The 17,580-nt window shown below is 69.5% G+C and carries 19 protein-coding genes; 5 read left to right on the top strand and 14 right to left on the bottom strand.

Going from position 1 to position 17,580, the window contains the following annotated elements:
* The first annotated feature begins 39 nt into the window (after positions 1 to 39).
* Together K0H49_RS16635 and K0H49_RS16630 are read left to right on the top strand one after the other, a co-directional pair.
* Positions 40 to 438 carry a hypothetical protein gene (locus K0H49_RS16635; protein ID WP_257624926.1) on the top strand — a complete coding sequence of 133 codons (399 nt, stop codon included), beginning with the start codon at positions 40 to 42 and terminating at the stop codon, positions 436 to 438.
* A 69-nt stretch (positions 439 to 507) separates the two neighbouring features.
* Positions 508 to 1,749 (top strand): metallophosphoesterase, encoded by a 1,242-nt coding sequence (locus K0H49_RS16630; protein ID WP_374122369.1) that lies wholly within the window; start codon positions 508 to 510, stop codon positions 1,747 to 1,749.
* On the opposite strand, the gene K0H49_RS16625 is transcribed toward K0H49_RS16630, so the two are convergent.
* Positions 1,750 to 2,244 carry a polyhydroxyalkanoate granule-associated phasin gene (locus tag K0H49_RS16625; protein ID WP_219214719.1) on the bottom strand — a complete coding sequence of 165 codons (495 nt, stop codon included), beginning with the start codon at positions 2,242 to 2,244 and terminating at the stop codon, positions 1,750 to 1,752.
* A 172-nt stretch (positions 2,245 to 2,416) separates the two neighbouring features.
* On the opposite strand from K0H49_RS16625, the gene K0H49_RS16620 reads away from it, so the two are divergent.
* Complete coding sequence (locus tag K0H49_RS16620) at positions 2,417 to 2,989, top strand: acyloxyacyl hydrolase (protein ID WP_219214716.1); 573 nt, start codon at positions 2,417 to 2,419, stop codon at positions 2,987 to 2,989.
* A gap of 6 nt (positions 2,990 to 2,995) precedes the next feature.
* Here the strand turns inward: K0H49_RS16620 and K0H49_RS16615 are convergent, their stop codons facing one another.
* The 5 genes from K0H49_RS16615 to K0H49_RS16595 are packed head-to-tail and all read right to left on the bottom strand — an operon-like array spanning position 2,996 to position 8,915.
* Entirely contained in the window at positions 2,996 to 4,531 is a 1,536-nt protein-coding gene (locus K0H49_RS16615) for a UdgX family uracil-DNA binding protein (RefSeq protein ID WP_219214714.1), read from the bottom strand.
* 42 nt (positions 4,532 to 4,573) lie between these two features.
* A complete protein-coding gene (locus K0H49_RS16610) occupies positions 4,574 to 5,872 on the bottom strand; it encodes a putative DNA modification/repair radical SAM protein (protein WP_219214712.1) in 1,299 nt (432 codons plus the stop codon).
* 45 nt (positions 5,873 to 5,917) lie between these two features.
* Positions 5,918 to 6,907 (bottom strand): lysylphosphatidylglycerol synthase domain-containing protein, encoded by a 990-nt coding sequence (locus K0H49_RS16605; RefSeq protein ID WP_219214710.1) that lies wholly within the window; start codon positions 6,905 to 6,907, stop codon positions 5,918 to 5,920.
* Positions 6,907 to 8,142 (bottom strand): cardiolipin synthase ClsB, encoded by a 1,236-nt coding sequence (clsB, locus tag K0H49_RS16600; RefSeq protein ID WP_219214708.1) that lies wholly within the window; start codon positions 8,140 to 8,142, stop codon positions 6,907 to 6,909. Before clsB ends, K0H49_RS16605 begins: the two co-directional genes overlap by 1 nt.
* Positions 8,139 to 8,915, bottom strand: coding sequence for an endonuclease/exonuclease/phosphatase family protein (locus tag K0H49_RS16595; RefSeq protein WP_219215492.1), 777 nt, complete (start codon positions 8,913 to 8,915; stop codon positions 8,139 to 8,141). The genes clsB and K0H49_RS16595 overlap by 4 nt, the downstream gene beginning before the upstream one ends.
* A gap of 247 nt (positions 8,916 to 9,162) precedes the next feature.
* Between K0H49_RS16595 and K0H49_RS16590 the strand changes: the two genes are divergently transcribed.
* Positions 9,163 to 9,576, top strand: coding sequence for a serine/threonine protein kinase (locus K0H49_RS16590; protein WP_219214705.1), 414 nt, complete (start codon positions 9,163 to 9,165; stop codon positions 9,574 to 9,576).
* Positions 9,577 to 9,648: 72 nt separating this feature from the next.
* Here the strand turns inward: K0H49_RS16590 and K0H49_RS16585 are convergent, their stop codons facing one another.
* From K0H49_RS16585 to K0H49_RS16550, 8 genes are all read right to left on the bottom strand, one after another.
* Positions 9,649 to 10,194, bottom strand: a complete 546-nt coding sequence (locus tag K0H49_RS16585; RefSeq protein WP_219214703.1) for a Spy/CpxP family protein refolding chaperone — start codon at positions 10,192 to 10,194, stop codon at positions 9,649 to 9,651.
* Positions 10,195 to 10,401: 207 nt separating this feature from the next.
* Positions 10,402 to 11,472 (bottom strand): flavodoxin family protein, encoded by a 1,071-nt coding sequence (locus K0H49_RS16580; protein ID WP_219214700.1) that lies wholly within the window; start codon positions 11,470 to 11,472, stop codon positions 10,402 to 10,404.
* A gap of 77 nt (positions 11,473 to 11,549) precedes the next feature.
* Entirely contained in the window at positions 11,550 to 11,876 is a 327-nt protein-coding gene (locus K0H49_RS16575; protein WP_219214697.1) for a thioredoxin family protein, read from the bottom strand.
* 77 nt (positions 11,877 to 11,953) lie between these two features.
* On the bottom strand, positions 11,954 to 12,679 hold the full coding sequence (locus K0H49_RS16570) for an aspartate/glutamate racemase family protein (RefSeq protein WP_219214695.1): 726 nt from the start codon (positions 12,677 to 12,679) through the stop codon (positions 11,954 to 11,956).
* A gap of 8 nt (positions 12,680 to 12,687) precedes the next feature.
* Entirely contained in the window at positions 12,688 to 13,581 is an 894-nt protein-coding gene (locus tag K0H49_RS16565) for an ABC transporter permease (protein ID WP_219214692.1), read from the bottom strand.
* A 166-nt stretch (positions 13,582 to 13,747) separates the two neighbouring features.
* Positions 13,748 to 14,665, bottom strand: a complete 918-nt coding sequence (locus tag K0H49_RS16560; protein WP_219214690.1) for an ABC transporter permease — start codon at positions 14,663 to 14,665, stop codon at positions 13,748 to 13,750.
* 152 nt (positions 14,666 to 14,817) lie between these two features.
* The gene (locus K0H49_RS16555; RefSeq protein WP_219214688.1) at positions 14,818 to 16,098 is read right to left on the bottom strand and encodes an ABC transporter substrate-binding protein; all 1,281 of its coding nucleotides are present in this window, start codon (positions 16,096 to 16,098) and stop codon (positions 14,818 to 14,820) included.
* Between the two features lie 34 nt (positions 16,099 to 16,132).
* Positions 16,133 to 17,239: an ABC transporter ATP-binding protein gene (locus tag K0H49_RS16550; RefSeq protein ID WP_219214685.1), complete on the bottom strand. Its 1,107-nt coding sequence runs from the start codon at positions 17,237 to 17,239 to the stop codon at positions 16,133 to 16,135.
* 179 nt (positions 17,240 to 17,418) lie between these two features.
* Here K0H49_RS16550 and K0H49_RS16545 point away from each other — a divergent pair, with 179 nt between their 5' ends.
* Positions 17,419 to 17,574 (top strand): hypothetical protein, encoded by a 156-nt coding sequence (locus K0H49_RS16545; protein ID WP_219214681.1) that lies wholly within the window; start codon positions 17,419 to 17,421, stop codon positions 17,572 to 17,574.
* Positions 17,575 to 17,580: the final 6 nt, after the last annotated feature.

The following is a 17,580-nucleotide window of genomic DNA, read 5'->3' as shown; positions in this document are numbered from 1 at the left end:
GTGATGTCAGTGCACGCTTCCGCGAATCCACCCATCCGCATGGCCGATGGCGTGGAATACATGTGCGGCGGCGCGAACAAGGACGAGGCCAGTTTCCTCAAGATGGTGGCACCACGCTGGGCCGCCACGCTGGAGTTCGCGCTGGGGCAGACGGCCCGCGGCGCAGCACCGGGTGATGTGCAGGTGCTGGTTCTCAACAAATACACCGGCAAGCCCGTGATGGAAGCCACCGCCACCGGGCCGATGATGCTGGCGCGGCTGGAGCCGGGCGAGTACGCGGTCGAGGCCACGGTCGGCGGCGTCACGCTCACGCAGGAGCTGACGGTGTTCAACGGCATGCCGACCACGGCGCGCTTCGTCTGGCCGTCCAACATCGATGTGCCACCGCTGAGCGGGCGCACCATGCTGACGCAGGGCGTCAGCACCTCGAGCCACTGAACGGGGCCTGACGCCCCTGCGGCGCCGCGCGCGCCGATTTCCCTTCCTGCGCGGCCCCGCGGGCCTTGAATGCGCGCCGACCGGCTCACAGATGCGCTGCCGGGCATCGCCCGTCTCTTCCGGATCCGCATGCCGCTTCGCCCCTTGTCCATCCTGTCCGCGCTGCTGCATGCCTACATCGGCCTGCGCCTGCTGCCCGCGCTGTGGGTCCTGAGCCCCGTCGGCGCCGCCGCACTGCTGCTGGCCCTGGTCGTCTCCGCCGCCACCATCCCGCTGCCTTTCGTGGGCCTGCGCTCGCCGCGGCCGCCGCTGCATGACGCCTGGCGCTGGATCGGCCTGCTGTGCATGGGCTGGTTCTCCTCGCTGTTCGTGCTCACGCTGGTGCGCGATGCAGGCCTGCTGGTCGGCTGGGTCGCGCAATGGGCCGGCGTGCTGCGCTTCGATGGCGCAGCGGTCCGCCAGTGGAGCGCAGCCGCGGTGCCGCTGCTGGCCACGGCGGTGACGGCGGTCGGCTTCTTCAACGCCCGCCGCACCGCGCCGGTGCAACGCGTCGACGTGCCGATCCGCGACCTGCCGGCCGCGCTGGTCGGCTTCTCGATCGTGCAGCTCAGCGACATCCATGTCGGCCCGACCATCAAGCGCGGCTACATCCAGCGCATCGTCGAGGTGGTCAACCGGCTCGAGGCCGATGCGATCGCCATCACGGGCGACCTGGTCGACGGCAGCGTGGCCGAACTGCGCGAGCACATCGCGCCGCTGGCCGAGCTGCGTGCGCGGCACGGCACCTTCGTGGTGACCGGCAACCACGAGTACTACGCGGGCGCCCCGGCATGGATCGTCGAGTTGCGCCGGCTCGGGCTGCGGGTGCTGCTCAACGAACACGTGCTGCTCGATGCGCGCGGCGCCGCGGGCGCGCAGACCGACGAGGAAAGCGGCGACGCCACCCTGGTGCTGGCCGGCGTGACCGATTTCACCGCCGGCCACTTCGATGCCGCGCAGGCCAGCGATCCGCACGCGGCGCTGGCCGGCGCGCCTGCATCCGCCACCACGCGCGTGCTGCTCGCGCACCAGCCGCGCAGTGCACCGGCGGCCGCCGACGCGGGCTTCCAGCTGCAGCTCTCGGGCCACACGCACGGCGGCCAGTTCTTCCCCTGGAACCTGTTCGTGCCGCTGCAGCAGCCCTTCACGGCCGGCCTGCACCGGCTGCGCGACATGTGGGTCTACACCAGCCGGGGCACCGGTTATTGGGGCCCGCCCAAGCGCTTCGGCGCGCCTTCGGAGATCACGCTGCTGCGGCTGGTGGCTGGCTGATCAGGCCTCGGCGTGCGCCAGCCGGCGTGCGTTGGCCGTGGCCCGCGCATGAATCGGCTTGAGGCCGCGCTGCACCACGCGCGCGCCGGCGCTCCCGATCTGCGTCGCATTGGCGAGGCTGCGGTTGCCGGCGTTCAGCAGCGCGTGGCTGTGCGCCGCGGCCTGGGCGGGCGTCAGGCTGGTGGCCAGGCCCAGCCAGGCCGTGGTGGCGCTCAGCCAGTCGCGCACCGTGCGCTGCGTGAGCGCATGGCCGGTGGTGTGCAGTTGCTGGACGATGGCGGCGCCCGATTCGCTGGCGGCGGCCAGCTTCTCCTGGCCCATCAGCTGGAACTCGACCTGGTCGGCGGCACTGGGTGCCAGCCCGGCCCGGGCCATGCGCTCGGTGCGCAACTGGATCACGGCGGCAGCGCTCCACAGCATCTCCTGGGTCGTGAGGGCGACGTCGGCCCACAGCATCAGCGGATTGAAGAACCGCGAGGAGAAGGTGGGGGACATGCAGGCACTTCGACGTTGGGAAAGCACCCACTATAGGCCTGTGGCGCACTTCATGCTGCAGTGCAGCAATTCCACAGGGGCGCGTCCTACTCCACGGAGAGACAAATGACCGGCATCTAGGTTTTTCTCGCTGCGCGACAGTGACATTTGTATCCACCCTCGAACAAGAACCATGACAACAAAGTTCTCCGGCGTCCGCGTGGCGCTCGGACTCGGCGCGCTGCTGGTCTGCGCCACCCAGGCCCTCGCCTATGGGGACGCCACACCGGGCTTCTACGTGGAAGGTGGGAAGGCCTTGCACGGCGGCGCCGACACCGATGCCTGGGCGCTCGGCGCGGTGCTGCCCTGGTCCCCCGGCGGCGCCGGGGTGGTCAACGGCCGCTCCTTTGCCTGGGACCTGTTCGCCAGCCAATGGCGTGCGCCCCACGAAGCGGGCGACGGCCGCCGCAACTATGTGCAACTGGGCGCCATCGCCACCTGGCGCTACCGCTTCGACCAGGGCAGCTCGCCGTGGTTCGCCGAAGCCGGCATCGGCGGCACGGTGATGAACCATGTCTACCGCACGCCCGAGCGCTCCTTCAGCACGGCCTTTCAATTCACCGAAGTGCTGGGCCTGGGCCGCAGCTTCGGCGAACGGGGCGAGCATGAACTGTCCGTGCGGTTGCAGCACGTCTCCAACGGCGGCATCAAGAAGCCCAACCCCGGGGCAAACTTCGTGCGCCTGCGCTACCTCTACCGCTTCTGAGCGGCTTCAGCGAGCGGCCGTCTCGCGCTGCATCGAGCCGGCGGCCGCGTGCAGCATGGCCGTGGCCTTGGACAGATCCTCCAGCCACGCGGCATAGGCCTCGTCGCGTTGCTGCGGATCGCCGCGCAACAGGGCCGAGGGATGCAGCGTGACGAGCACGGGTTCGCCGCGCGGCCCGGTCTGCCACTGGCCACGTTCGCGCATCACCGCCACCGGCCGGCCGAGCACCGCACGGGCGGCCGTGGCCCCCAGCGCCAGCACCGCCTGCGGACGCACCTGGGCCATCTCGCTTTCGAGCCAATGCAGACAGGCCTGGGCCTCGTGCTGCGTAGGCGTCTTGTGGATGCGCCGCTTGCCGCGCAGCTCGTACTTGAAGTGCTTGACCGCGTTGGTCACGTAGAGCGCCTCACGCGACCAGCCCAGGTCGTGCAGCGCACGGTCGAAGAGCTGGCCCGCCGGGCCCACGAAGGGACGGCCGCGCAGGTCTTCCTGGTCGCCCGGCTGTTCGCCCACCACCATCAGCGCCGCGCCCACAGGGCCTTCGCCGAACACGGACTGGGTGGCGTGCGCACCGATCGGGCATTCGCGGCAGCGATCGGTGGCGCGCTGCAGCTGGGCCAGCGCGGCGGCCGGATCGGCGGACGTGTCTTCTTCGGCCAGCAGCGGCCGGACGATGGGCACGATGCGCCGCGCCGGCACCGTGGCCGGCGCGTCGACCATGCGATCGCTGCGCGCCGCGGCGTCGGCCGCGAGCGGCGCGATCAGCACCGCCTCGGGCAGGTTCTGCCAATAGCGGCGCGGCATCTCCTTCTGCATCATCGCGAGCTTGAGCCGCGCCGGATTGAAGATGTGGCGATAGTAGGTGAGCCACAGCGCCTCGCCGGCGTCGGCGGGCGGCGCATCCTCGCGGCGCGCGCCGGGGCCGAAGTCGAGCCGGCCTTCGGTGGGCAACGCCTCGCCGCCATCCGCGTCAGCGGTAGCCCCGGGATGCCATTGCACCGAACGCTCGGGCGTGAGGATGGCCCAGCGCATCGTGGCGAAGCGCCGCACGAAGAAGGGCGCGACGGCCTCGACGATGTGGTGGTCGGGCTCGAACCAGGCGACGTGCAGCGTCGGCTCGCCATCGTCCTGCGGCAGCGGCCGGAACCGCACGAAGGCCTTCATCTTGTGCATGTCGCGCCGCACCGCCTGCGCCATGTGCTGCGCACGCACGCGGTCGGCATCGAGCGGATCGCGGCGCAGCGTGGGCTCGTGCACCAGCCGCCAGAGCAGGCGGTAGAGCAGGCCGAAGCGATCGGGGTCGTCGTGCAGCACCACGGTCTCGCACAGCCGCACGAAGGCCGGCGGCACGATCGCCGAGGCGCTGCCCACGCCCTGCGCGCGCGGCGTCTCGAGCGCCGCGAACAGGTCGCTCTCGGCACTGGCCCGCGTGTGCCAGACCACGTCTTCCGGCGGCACCTGGCGCGCCAGCAGTGCACGCGCCTCGCCGCGAAAGCCGGGCCAGTCGGTGTCGCTGGAAAGCGTGACGGTGTGGGTTGCCATGCAGGCAATGTCGCGCGCGCAGGGCGCACGCGTTGTAGGCATTCAGGCGGAAAAGAGCGAGGCCTGCACCGGCGCGGGCCGGAAGCGCGCGGCGAAGCCGGCGGCGTCGAGTGCGCGGCCCGGCCGATGGTCGGCCAGCAGCACGAAGGGCAGCACCTTCTTCAGGGGCACATGCAGCCGGCCCAGGTCGGCGCTGCGAACCTGCCGCACGCGCCGGGCGATGAGCAGCCGCTCGACCGCCTTCACGCCCAGGCCCGGCACGCGCAGCAGCATCTCGCGCGGCGCGGTGTTGAGGTCGACCGGAAAGCGCTCGCGGTGCGCCAGCGCCCAGGCCAGCTTGGGGTCGACGTCGAGCGAGAGCATGCCGCCGGCCGCGCCGGTGTCGGTGTTGGCAGCGGCCGGCACGATCTCGTCGTGCGTGAAGCCATAGAAGCGCATCAGCCAGTCGGCCTGATAGAGCCGGTGCTCGCGCACCAGCGGCGGCGCGGCCAATGGCAGCGAGGACGACGCATCGGGGATCGGGCTGAAGGCCGAGTAGTAGACGCGGCGCAGCCGGTAGGCGCCGTAGAGCTGCGCGCTGGTCGCGAGCAGGGTGCGGTCGTCGGCCGCATCGGCGCCCACGATCATCTGCGTGCTCTGGCCGGCGGGCGCGAAGACCGGTGCGGGCGCGCGGCGTGGCGCGGCCCCGGGCATGGACATCACCGTGCCCGCGTCCGCATCGCGCCGTGCGCCCTTGGCATCGTCGATGTGCACCCGCATGCGCGCCATCGCGCGCCGGATGCCGGCGCCGTCCTTCTCGGGCGCCAGCGCGGCCAGGCCGTCGCTCGTGGGCAGCTCGACGTTGATGCTGAGCCGGTCGGCATAGCGGCCGGCGCGCTGCAGCAGTTCGGGCGAGGCCTCGGGGATGGTCTTGAGGTGGATGTAGCCGCGGAAGTCGTGGTCTTCACGCAGCGCACGCGCCACCTCGACCACCTGCTCCATCGTGTGGTCGGGGCTCTGGATGATGCCGCTCGACAGGAACAGGCCCTCGATGCAGTTGCGGCGATAGAAGTCGAGCGTGAGCTGCACCACCTCGTCGGTCGTGAAGCGGGCGCGCGGCACGTTGCTGCTCACGCGGTTCACGCAGTAGAGGCAGTCGTACTGGCAGAAGTTGGTCAGCAGGATCTTGAGCAGCGAGATGCAACGGCCGTCGGGCGCATAGCTGTGGCAGATGCCCGCGCCCTCGGTCGAGCCGATGCCGCGCCCGCCCACCGAGTTGCGCGCGCCCGTGCCGCTGGAGGCGCACGAGGCGTCGTACTTGGCGGCGTCGGCCAGGATGGCGAGCTTGCGATCGATGTTCACTGTATGAATATACAGTTATGCAAACAACCCTTGTCGCGGGTCGGCTCAAGCGACCGGCGTGCCCGCCGAGAGCCGCTTCGCACGCGCCTCCATCGCGAGGTAGCCCAAGGTGGCCATGGCCAGCGGCGCCAGGTAGTAGAGCGCGCGGTAGCCGATCAGGCCCGCGAGGATCTGGCCCGGCGGCAACCGGTGCGAGAGCAGCGCCACAAAGACGGCCTCGAGCACGCCCAGCCCCGCCGGCACATGCGTGATCACGCCGGCCACCGCGCCCACCATCAGCACGGCCAGCACCTCGGGGTAGGGTGCCTGCCGTTGCAGCAACAGCCACACCACGCCGCCCATCAGGCTCCAGTTGGCGCACGACATCACCAGCTGCAGCAAGGCCAGCCGCAGCGCGGGCGGCTGCCAGGCATGGCCGCGCAGATGCCAGGTGCGGTCGCTCGCGAAGGCGCACAGCGCGAGGTAGGCGGCGGCCAGCACCAGCAGCGTCGCGCCGAGGATGCGCAGGCCGCCGTTGCCGATCTTCCAGTCGGCCGGCAGCTCCAGCGGCCAGAAGCAGAAGGCCGTGCCCGCCACCACCAGGTAGCCGAGCCAGTTGGTGAGCATGCTGAAGCCGAGCACGCGCGTGACGGTCTCGTTGTCCAGGCCCAGCCGCGTGTACAGCCGGTAGCGGAAGGCCACGCCGCCGACCAGCGAACCGAGGTTCAGGTTGAAGGCATAGCTCACGAAGGTCACGGCCATCACGGTGCCGGCGCGCAGGCCGTGGCCGGTGATGTGCCGGCCCAGCAGGTCGAAGGTGCTGTAGAGCAGGAAGCTCAGCGCGACCAGGCCGCCCGCCATTCCCAAGGTGGCCGCGGGCAGGCGCGAGAACGCGGCCATCACTTCGTCCCAGTCGATGCCGCGCGCCTGCCGCACCAGCAACCACACGACCCCGGCGAAGAACACCCAGGTGCCGATGCGCTGGATCCAGGGCCAGGCACGGCGCCAGGTGCTCGCCGGCACTGCCTGCGCGGTGTCCGCAGGCACCGTGGCCATCACGCGACCTCGGTCGGCGTCGCGCCGGCCGGGGGGATCGGCGGCGGGTCGAGCGGCTTCAGGCGCGGTGCATGGCGCGGCAGCCAGCCGGTGAGCGAGGGATACCAGCGCAGCACGTGGAAGATGAAGAAGCTGCGCACCAGGCGCCAGCCGCTCCATTCGGTCAGGTCCTTGGCCTCGATCTGCTTGCAGCTGTGCGCCATCAGGTGGTCGAGCCGCTCGCTCAGCGTGCGGTTGAATTCGGCGTCGCGCACGATCACGTTGGCCTCGAGGTTGAGCGACAGGCTCAGCGGGTCGAGGTTGCTCGAGCCGACGGTGCTCCAGCGGTCGTCCATCACCGCGACCTTGCCGTGCAAGGGCCGCTCGCAGTACTCGTAGATGCGCACGCCCGCATGCAGCAGGTGGTGGTAGAGCAGGCTGGCCGCGGTCTTGACGATCGGCATGTCGGGCTCGCCCTGCAGGATCAGCCGCACGTCCACGCCACGCCGGGCCGCACGCCGCAGCTCCTTGATGAGCCGGTAGCCCGGGAAGAAGTAGGCGTTGGCGATCACGATGCGCTCGCGCGCGGTGCGGATCGCGGCGCGGTAGTGGCGCTCGATGTCGTTGGTGTGGTGGCGGTTGTCGCGCGTGACGAACTGCACCTGCGCCTCGCCCGCGGGCGCATTGACCTGGTCGTGGTGGGCCGCGCGCAGCCGGCGCCGGAACCAGCTCGGCCCCTTGCCGCCCACCGCGATCGCATGCAGCACGAAGCGATGGATCTCCGAGACGATCGGCCCGCCGATCTCGACCGCATAGTCCTGCTTGGCCTGCGGGCCGAAATCCAGCAGGTGGTCGGCCGAGTAGTTGATGCCGCCCACGAAGGCCCGTTGGCCGTCGACCACCACGATCTTGCGGTGCATGCGGCGGAACACGTTGAGGCGCTGGCCGAACACGCGCCGGCCCGGGTCGAACACCCGCACCTTGACGCCCACCGAGGTCAGGCCGCCGATGAATCCGGGCGACAGGTCGGGCGAGCCGAAGCCGTCGATCATCAGGTCGACCTTGACGCCGCGCTGCGCGGCCGCACGCAGGGCCGCATGCAGGCCCTCGCCGACCTTGTCCTCGAACAGGATGAAGGTCTCGACGATCACCTCGCGCTGCGCCTCGCGGATGGCGTCGAACACGCGCGGAAAGAACTGCTCGCCGTTCTCGAGCAGTTCGAGCTTGTTGCCCTCACTCCAGTGGCGCGCGTTCACAGCGCGATCTCCGCCACCAGCGGTGCGTGGTCCGAGAGATGGGACCAGGGGCGCCGCGGCAACACCACGGGGGAATGCACGCCGGCGTTGCGCACATAGATGCGGTCGAGCGGCAGCAGCGGAAAGCGCGCGGGAAAGGTCCGGGCCGCGGCGCCGTTGGCCTGCACGAAGACTTCCCGCAGGCCGGCACCGTCGGCCAGCACCGCATGCGCGCGGCCACGCCAGTCGTTGAAATCGCCGGCCACCACCAGCGGCGCATCGGGCGGCACCTCGTCGCGCACGATGTAGCAGAGCAGCTCGAGCTGCTGCTGGCGATGCGACTCGGCCAGCCCGAGGTGGGCGCAGATCACGTGCACCTCGCCGACGCGGCCCGGCACGCGCAAGGCGCAGTGCAGCAGCCCGCGTTTCTCGGGCCCGGCGATCGAGACGTCATGGTTGGTGTGGCTGACGATCGGGAATTTCGACAGCACCGCATTGCCGTGATGCCCCTTGGGATAGACCGCGTTGCGGCCGTAGGCGAACTGCGGCCACATGGTGTCGGCCAAGAATTCGTAGTGCGGCGCCTCGGGCCAGTTGCTGTGCTTGCGCGCATGGCGGTCGTGCGTGCCCTGCACCTCCTGCAGGAAGACCACGTCGGCACCCACGGTGCGCACCGCATCGCGCAGCTCCGGCAGGATGAACTTGCGGTTGAGCGCCGTGAAGCCCTTGTGGGTGTTCACGGTCATGACCTTGAGCGATGCAGGCGCCCGCGCCAGCGGCGTGGAAAGCGGCATCGTGGCCTCGGTGGAGGGAATGGCGCTCACGGCAGGAAGAAGGAAAGAGAAAGCATCGGGACGGTTGTAGGGCCCGGCGCGCGTGCGCGCTGTAGGACGCCTCACCTTCTTCGACCCATGGCCCGCCACGTCCTACAGCCGGCCGTGCCCACGCCCCACAAGAGCGCACCGAAGTGGCTCCTACGGTGAATTCAGGGCTTCACGAGAAGCCCGAATTTTTTGATCTCAATACTTCAAGGAAGACAACATGCGCACCACTTCACTGATCCAAGCCACCCTGCTGGCCGGCCTGATGGCCGCCGGTGCCGTCAACGCCCAGAGCGTGACCACACCCGCCACCTCCGGCCAGCCCAGCACCGAATCACGTGCCGGCGTGCCCAACCCGACACAGCGCCCGGACGGCAGCATGCCGGCGTCGCGCGAGGCCGTGAAGTCCGAGGCCCGCGTGAACAATCGCAACCCGGCCAACACCACCACGCCCGGCGGTGAGCCCAGCACCATGACCAACAACCAGCCGAACGCGATGCCCCAGGTGATGAGCGGCACCACGCGCGCCGAGGTGCGTCAGGATGCGCTCAAGACCAAGCCACAGTTCGGCGAAAAGGGCGAGCGCCCGGAAGTGCCGACCAATCCCAAGACGTCGACCGGCACGCCCAAGTAACATCCTGCGCCCGACGGCAAGAAGCCCGCGGCATCTCACGATGCCGCGGGCTTTTTCATGGGTCCGGTGCGATCAGCCCTTGGGCGGGGGCGGCGCGCGATGGCCCTCGGGGCCGCCGCCGCGCGGGCCGTGACCATGGCCGGGCGGACCGTGCTTCACGGCTTCGGTGTCGAAGGTCTTCTGCTGCTCCGGCCGCAGCGCCGCATAGAAGGTGCGCGTGGCATCGGCACGCTGGGCGAAGCGTGCGGCGCGTTCGCTTTGGCGGGCCTGCATGCGGTCGAGGCGCTGCGGCGTGGTCAGCTGGGCGAACTCGGCGCGTGCGGCCTCGCGGTCGGCGCGCGGGGGCGGGGGCGGTGGCTGCGTGGCGCTGGTGAAGGTGGTCCAGGCGCTTTCCTGCGACGCGTCGAGCTTGAGCTTGGCCTTGAGATCGGCCAGGTGCTTGACGCGGCGCTCCTGCATGCGTTCGGCGAACTTGCCGTCGCGCGGCTTGTGCATGCGCTGTTCGGTGCGTGCATCGGGGCCGGCAGGGGCGGCGGGCGGGGGCGTCTGCGCCGCTGCGGCGAAGGTGGCCGAGGCCAGCAGGCTGGCCCACAGGATGCGTTGACGTGCGGTGATCATGAGAGCATTTCCTTTCAAGGGGTGAGGGCACCGGCCTGCCGATGCATGTCCTCGCAAGAGGGATCGGGCCGGTGTCCTGCCTGTCGCCTCTCGGCAGCAGGTGAAGCGAAGTTTGGCGCCGCCATGTATCGGGGCCTCGGTCTTCAAGTCAACGCCGCGTGAGCGTGCGTAAAGAAGCGTTAAGCGGCGCAGACCGACGACGCGGTCTCACTTGGTGCGCGCCGGCTTCAGCCCTCGGTCCGGTGGCACCAGGGTGCCGGCGCGCAGCGCCTTGACGCCGGCAGCCACCGCCCGTGCCACGTTGCGCACTTCCTCCTGCAGCGCTTCGTCGGCATCGAGCGCCTCGTGGCTGGTGGCATAGGGCTCGTAGTAGCCAAGGTAGCGATCGAGCCGCGCCTTGAAGCCGGCATCGACCAGGCCCATCCAGTCGAGCCAGTCGCTGAGGTTGCGGCGCAGGCTCTCGATGCCGGCCACGTCGCCGTGCACCACCAGGCCGTAGACGCGGCCTTCGAGATGCTTGGGATAGTCCCAGCCCTCGAGTTCCAGCGCCTTGGCTTCGGCCGGCTTCTTGCCGTGCGTGCTGCTCGGGTCGGGGTTGCCGCCGTCGGCACAGACCAGCCGGTCGATCATGAGCTTGAGCACGCTGGGCGCCTGGTACCAGTGGGTGGGCGTGAACAGGATCACGCCATGGGCCGAGACCCACTGCTCGTAGATCTCGTTCATCCAGTCGCCGGTCTGGCGCAGCGAATGGTTGGGATAGCAGCTGCAGGGCCAGTGGCACAGCGGCATGGCGGTCGAGACGCAGCCCTTGCAGGGGTGGATGTGGCGGTCGTAGTCGGAGGTCAGCCGGCTCAGGTCGAGCACTTCGGCCTCGATGCCCGCGGCCGCGAACTCGGCCTGCGCCAGCTGCACCATGCGGTGCGTCTTGGAGATCTCGCCAGGGCAGCTGCCGTCGTTGCGCGGCGAGCCGTTGACCAGCAGCACGCGCGAAGGCGTCGTCGCCTCGCCCCAGGCTTTCTGGGCGCGCCGAAGGCGGCTGCTGGCCTCGAGCCACTCGACCGAGATCTCGTAGGTGGGATCGGCGAAGCCCTCGCCGGCCGGCCGCGTGACCGGCGCCTTGCGACCCTCGTCATAGGCGCTCCAGGCGATGTCCTCGAGCCGCTTCAGCGCCTCCTGCTCGGCCCCGAAGGCCGGGTCCTGGAAGTCCTGCATGAAGCGGGCATGGAATGCTTCGCGCGCGAGAGGGGCCGGCGCCTGGCCTTTGCGGATGTCGGTCATGTCCGCAATCTAGAAGCGCCGCCGCCTGCGCCGCGCATCGCCACGGCGCAAGATGCGGTAGGCGGGCGCCGACAGCCTCAGGCAGCGGGTTCGAGCGCGGCCAGCGCCGCGTCGATGGCGGCGGGGTCGGTGGGCCGCACCAGCCGCGCCACCTCCTGCCCATCGCGCAGGAACACCAGCGTCGGCCAGAGCTTGACCTTGAACGAGCGGCCCAGCGCACGGCCGCTGCCGTCCTCGACCTTGTGATGCGCCAGCCCCGGATGGGCATCAAAGGCGCGGTCCACCAGCGGCTGCGCGGCCTGGCAGTGGCCGCACCAGTTGGTGCCGAAGTCGATCACGGCGGCGCCTGACAGGGCGTCGACCTGCGCGCGGGTCTGGGTTTCGGGGAGGTAGGGCTGGGTCATGTCTTCGTGGCTCCGATCTGCCGCGATGGTGGCATGGCGGCCACGCTGCCGTCGTCAGCCGGTGCCAAAACCCGCCGTCAGTCGAGGGCCGCGAGTTCCCAGGAGACGTTCTGCCAGTCGACGCCGAAACCGCTGTCGAGGGCTTCCTTGCGCTTGAGCGCCTCGACGGCCCATTGCGCGCCGGCCTGCACGCTGTCGATCAGCGGCACCGGCACCTGCGACGCGATGTCCGCCGCCATGCCGGCCAGCCCGGCGCCGCCCAGGATCACGGCCTGCGCACCGAAGCGCTCGGCCGCCTGCCGGCAGGCGTCGGCCAGCAACTGGCGCGCACCCACCGGGTCGGCGGCCAGCTGCGCGCCGGTGGGCGCCACCGTGTGGATGCCGGCCAGCGTCTGCGTGTGGCCCAGTGCATGGGCCAGGCGCGCGAGCATCGGGCGCCAGCGGTCGCCGCCGGTCACGATGGCGAAACGGCCATGCCAGGCCGCCGCCGAGAACGCGGCTTCGGCCAAGCCGCCCACGGGCACGCCCGCGCCTTCGCGCAAGGCGAACAGGCCGGGGTCGCCGAAGCAGCCGATCAGCACCGCATCGGGCCGGCCGTTCTTGGCGACGTCGGCGGCCCAGGCGTCGAGCACCGCATGGTTGGCCACCGCATAGCCGGCCTCGGAGGCGATGTAGGGCGCGCCGAAGCGGGCGGTGAGGGTCTGCACGGCCAGCGCATCGCCGACACCGGCCTGCACGTGCCGCTGCAGCAGCGCCGACACCGCGCTCGAGGTGTTGGGGTTGATCACGAGCAGGCGCGGCATCGGGGACCTCAGCGGCGGGGGTGGGAGGAGCGGCGGCGCAGCCAGGCCACGCCACCCAGCGCGACGGCCATCACCACCAGCGAGACGAGCGTGGTGACCGTGCCCAGCGCGTAGATCGAGGGCGTGGTCACGGTCGAGGTCAGGGCCTGCAGCTCGAGCGGCAGCGTGTTGACGTCGCCGATGGCCTGCGAGGTGCGCGCGATCTCGTCCCAGCTCAGCGTGAAGCCGAACATGCCCACGCCGACGATCGAGGGACCGATCAGCGGCAGCACCACATGGCGGAAGGTCTGCCATGGCGTGGCGCCGAGGTCGCGCGCGGCTTCCTCGTACGCGGGATTGAAGCGGTTGAACACCGCGAACATGATCAGGAGGCCGAAGGGCAGCGTCCAGGTCAGATGCGCGCCGAGCGCGGAGGTGAGCAGCCCCAGCGCGGTGCCGTAGTTCTCGAGCGTGGCGGTCGCGCCCATCGCGGTGAGTGCGTCCTTGATGCCGGTGTCGAGCAGGCGGAACTGCAGCCCGATGCCCAGCGACACGATGATCGACGGCATGATCAGGCTGGCCACGGTGACGAAGAACAGCAGGTTGCCGCCCGCGAGCTTCTTGCGGAAGGCCAGGCCGGCGAGCACCGACAGCACCACCGTGAAGCCCATCACCACCGCGCCCAGCATCAGCGAACGGCGGAAGGCCGCGCCGATGTCGACCGTGCCCAGGCCTTCGGCCAGCTTGTGGAACCAGTGCAGCGACACGCCGCGCAGCGGAAAGGTCAGGCCGCCTTCGGGGCCCTGGAAGCTCAGCACCACGATGGTCAGCATCGGCCCGTAGAGGAACAGCACGAACAGCGCGAACACGGCGGCCAGCGGCCAGAAGCCGGCGGCGCGTCGTTCGCCGATGCGGGCGCTCATGTGCGCAAGCCTCCGAATGCAAGATGGACTTGACCGGACGCAGAGGACGCAAAGAAACGCGAAGGACGCAAAAGATTCAAACGAAGAAAGATTCGAAGTCTCTCTTTTGCGTCCTCTGCAAAACCTCCGCGTCCTCTGCGTCCGGATGCCCGTATTCTTGTCTGCATCACAGCTCCTTCCGGATGTCGACGAGCCGTGTGAGCCCCCAGATGATCATCAGCACCACGGCCAGCAGGATCATCGCGTTGGCCGCGGCCAGGGGAAACTGCAGGTACGAGGTCTGCACCTGGATGATCTTGCCGATGGACGCGATCTGCTGGCCGCCCATCACGCCGATGGTGACGAAGTCGCCCATCACGATGGTGATCACGAAGATCGAGCCGATCAGGATGCCGGTGCGCGACAGCGGCACCACCACGTTCCACAGCGTCTGCCAGGCCGAGGCGCCCGCGTCGCTCGCGGCCTCGAGCAGCGAGCGGTCGATGCGCATCATCGAGTTGAAGATCGGCACGATCATGAACATCGTGTAGAGGTGCACGAAGGCCAGCACCACCGAGAAGTCGGAGAACAGCAGCCACTCGACCGGCTGGTTCACCAGGCCCATGCCCATCAGTCCCTGGTTGACCAATCCGTTGCGCCCCAGCAGCGGCACCCACGAGATCATGCGGATCACGTTGGAGGTCCAGAAGGGCACGGTGCACAGCACGAACAACACCGTCTGCATCGTCGACGAGCGCACGTGGAAGGCCAGGAAGTAGGCCACCGCGAAGCCGATCAGCAGCGTGAGGCCCCAGACCAGCAGGCAGAACTTGAGCGTGCTGAGGTACGTGCTGAGCGTGACGCAGAGGTCGCCGTTGTCGGTGAGCCGCGAACAGCCCTCGAACAGGCTCAGGTAGTTGCGCAGCGTGATGGCCGGGATCAGCTCGTACTCGTTGAAGTTCCACAGGCTCACCATCGCCACCAGCGCCAGCGGGACCAGGAAGAACAGCAGGAACACCAGCGCGAAGGGCGCGGCCTGCCACCAGGCCTTGAGCGCGTGCGTGGGCGGGGAGGCGGCGTGGCTGGAGGCGACAGGTGTGCTCATGGAAGCGCTGGTGATTTTTCTTCCGGGGCAAGCAGCGCGAAGCCCGTTCGTGAGACACCGCGGAACCGGCTTTGCCGGGCCGCTGGTGTCGCCCCCTTACAGGGGGAGGGCGAAGCGAAGCGCAGCCTGGGGGTCGAATTGGTGGATTGCCTTCAGGCAGCCACAAATTCGTTCCACTTCCTCACCATGTATTCGTTCTCGTCCATCACCGCGTTCCAGCACGCGATGCCGCCCATGCGCTGCTCATAGCTGCCGCCGTCGCGCACCGAACCGGCCTTGGCGATCACGTCGCCACCGGGGCTCTTGATGTCCTGCGTGGCGGGCTTGCCCTCCATCCAGTAGGCCCACTCGTAGGCTTCCATCTTGGCCTTGGCGGTCTCGAGCACCGCGCTGTAGTAGCCCTGGCGGTTGAGGTAGGCACCGGCCCAGCCGTCGAGGAACCAGTTGATGAATTCGTAGGCACCGTCGAGCTTCTTGCCCGAGAGCGTGGCCGGCAGGCCGAAGCCCGAGGCCCAGGCGCGATAGCCTTCCTTGAGCGGCTGGAAGGTGCAGTCGATGCCCTTGCTGCGCACGGCCGTGACGGCCGGCGACCACATCGACTGGATCACCACCTCGCCCGAGGCCATCAGGTTGACCGACTCGTTGAAGTCCTTCCACAGCGCGCGGAACTGGCCGGCCTTCTTGGCCTCGATCAGGGTCTTGATCGTGAGGTCGATCTCGGCCTTGGTCATGTTGCCCTTGTCGGCGTACTTGTGGATGCCCTTGGCCTCCACCACCATCGCGGCGTCCATGATGCCGATCGAGGGGATGTTCAGGATCGCGGTCTTGCCCTTGAACTCCGGGTTGAGCAGCTCGGCCCACGAGGCAATCGGGCGCTTGATCAGGTCGGGGCGGATGCCCAGCGTGTCGGCGTTGTAGGTGGTCGGGATCAGCGACATGAACTGCGTGGGCGACTTGGCGAACACCTTGCTCTTCTCGCCCTCGAGGTAGATCACCTTGATCGGCGCCGTGCCCTGGTCGCCGACCTTCTTGCCCGCGACCTCGCCCTTGGTGAACAGCGAGGTGATCTTGTCGGCGTTCTTCACGCGCTTGCTGTCGATGCCCTTCAGGTTGCCCGTGGGCACGATCTTCTTCAGCGAGAAGTACTCGGTGTCGATCAGGTCGAAGCTGTTGGGCGCGGTGACGGCGCGCTTGGTCACGTCGTCGGTGGTCACGGCCACGTACTGGATCTCGATGCCGGTGTCGGCCTTGAACTTCTCGGCGATGGCCTTGTCCTGGTTCACCGCGGTGCCCAGGTAGCGCAGCACGATCTTCTCCTGCGCATGGACGAAGGGCGCCATGCCGGCGGCCAGGATGCCGGCCAGGCCGGCGCCGCCCTGGATCAGGGTGCGGCGCTGGAGGCCGGAAGTCGAAATGTCGAGGGGTTCGGACATGGGGAAGGTCTCCGGTTGCTGGGGAAATCGGGGTTCAGGCCGAGAAGGCGGCGATGGCCGCGGTGTCGTCGCGCAGGGTCGATGCCGGCGCGGGAGCCCGCTCGGCCGGGCGCTGAACGCCGGGCCCGAGCACGCGCACGTCGGCCTCGGCCCAGGACAGGCGCACGCGCTCGCCCGGGGTCCAGGGACGGGCCAGGAAGGCGGCTTCGCCGAGCAGCACCGACACGGCCTGGCGCGCCTTCTCGACGCCTTCCTGTTCGAGCCCGATCAGCACGTAGGTGCCCTGGTACTCGACATCGGTGATGCGGGCCGCCACGCCGGCGCCGCCCTCGGCCTCGGGCGCGATCTGCATGTGGTCGTTGCGCACCGCGACCGGTCCGGCCGGCGTGTCGAACACGTTGTGGCCGCCCATGAAGCGCGCCACGAACTCGCTGGCCGGGTGGTTGTAGACCCGGTGCGACGAGCCGACCTGCTCGATCAGGCCGTGGTTCATCACCACCATGGTGTCGGCCAGCGCCATCGCCTCTTCCTGCGAGTGCGTGACGTGGATGAAGGTCAGGCCCAGCGTCTTCTGCCAGCGCCGCAGCTCGGCACGCATCTGGATGCGCAGGAAGGGGTCGAGCGCCGACAGCGGCTCGTCGAGCAGCAGCACGCGCGGCTCGGTGATCAGCGCCCGCGCCAGCGCCACGCGCTGCTGCTGGCCGCCCGAGAGCTCGCCCGGCTTGCGCTCGGCCAGGTGGCCCATCGCGACGCGCTCGAGAAGGTCCGTGGCGCGACGCCGGCGCTCGGCCCTGGCCACGCCCTTCATCTTCAGGCTGAAGGCCACGTTGTCCACCGCCGAGAGGTGCGGAAACAACGCGAAGCTCTGGAACATCATGGCCGTGCCGCGCGCAGCGGCCGGCAGGTCGGTGATGTTGCGGTTGTCCAGCAGGATGTCGCCGCCCGAGACCGACTCGTGGCCCGCGATCATGCGCAGCGTGGTGCTCTTGCCGCAGCCCGAAGGCCCCAGCAGGCAGCAGTAGCTGCCGCTGGCGATGCGCAGGTCGATGCGGTCGACCGCGGCGGGTGTGCCAGCGGCGTAGCGCTTGGTCAGCGCCACGACTTCGATGGCGGCGGACGGGACGGGAGAGACGGCATCCATGGAAGCCGCTTCGCAAGACATGTGCCACGCCGGCCGCACCACTTTCGTGCATCTGGCAGCGGCCTCGTTAACATCGGCGCCTGCTGCCCCGGCTTCCCCCTTCCTTCACCCCTCCTTCCCTTCCTTCCTCCCCGCGGCCCCGTCAAGGGCCGCCGCGACGCTTCGACGCCCCCGAGACCATGGACCTTCAGACGACGATCGGACTCGGCTTGCTGACGCTGGTGGGCGCAGTCATCGCCATGGCCGGCACACAGCCGGAGAACCGCATACCGTACGCGATCCACATCACGGTGGTCACGACGCTGGCCTACATCGTCTCGAAGCTCGGCACTTGACCGGCT

Source organism: Variovorax boronicumulans (assembly GCF_019352895.1).
GTDB classification, from domain to species: domain Bacteria; phylum Pseudomonadota; class Gammaproteobacteria; order Burkholderiales; family Burkholderiaceae_C; genus Variovorax; species Variovorax boronicumulans_A.
The sequence above is the reverse complement of the archived record's forward strand: the minus strand, read 5'-3'. Positions and strand labels throughout refer to the sequence as shown.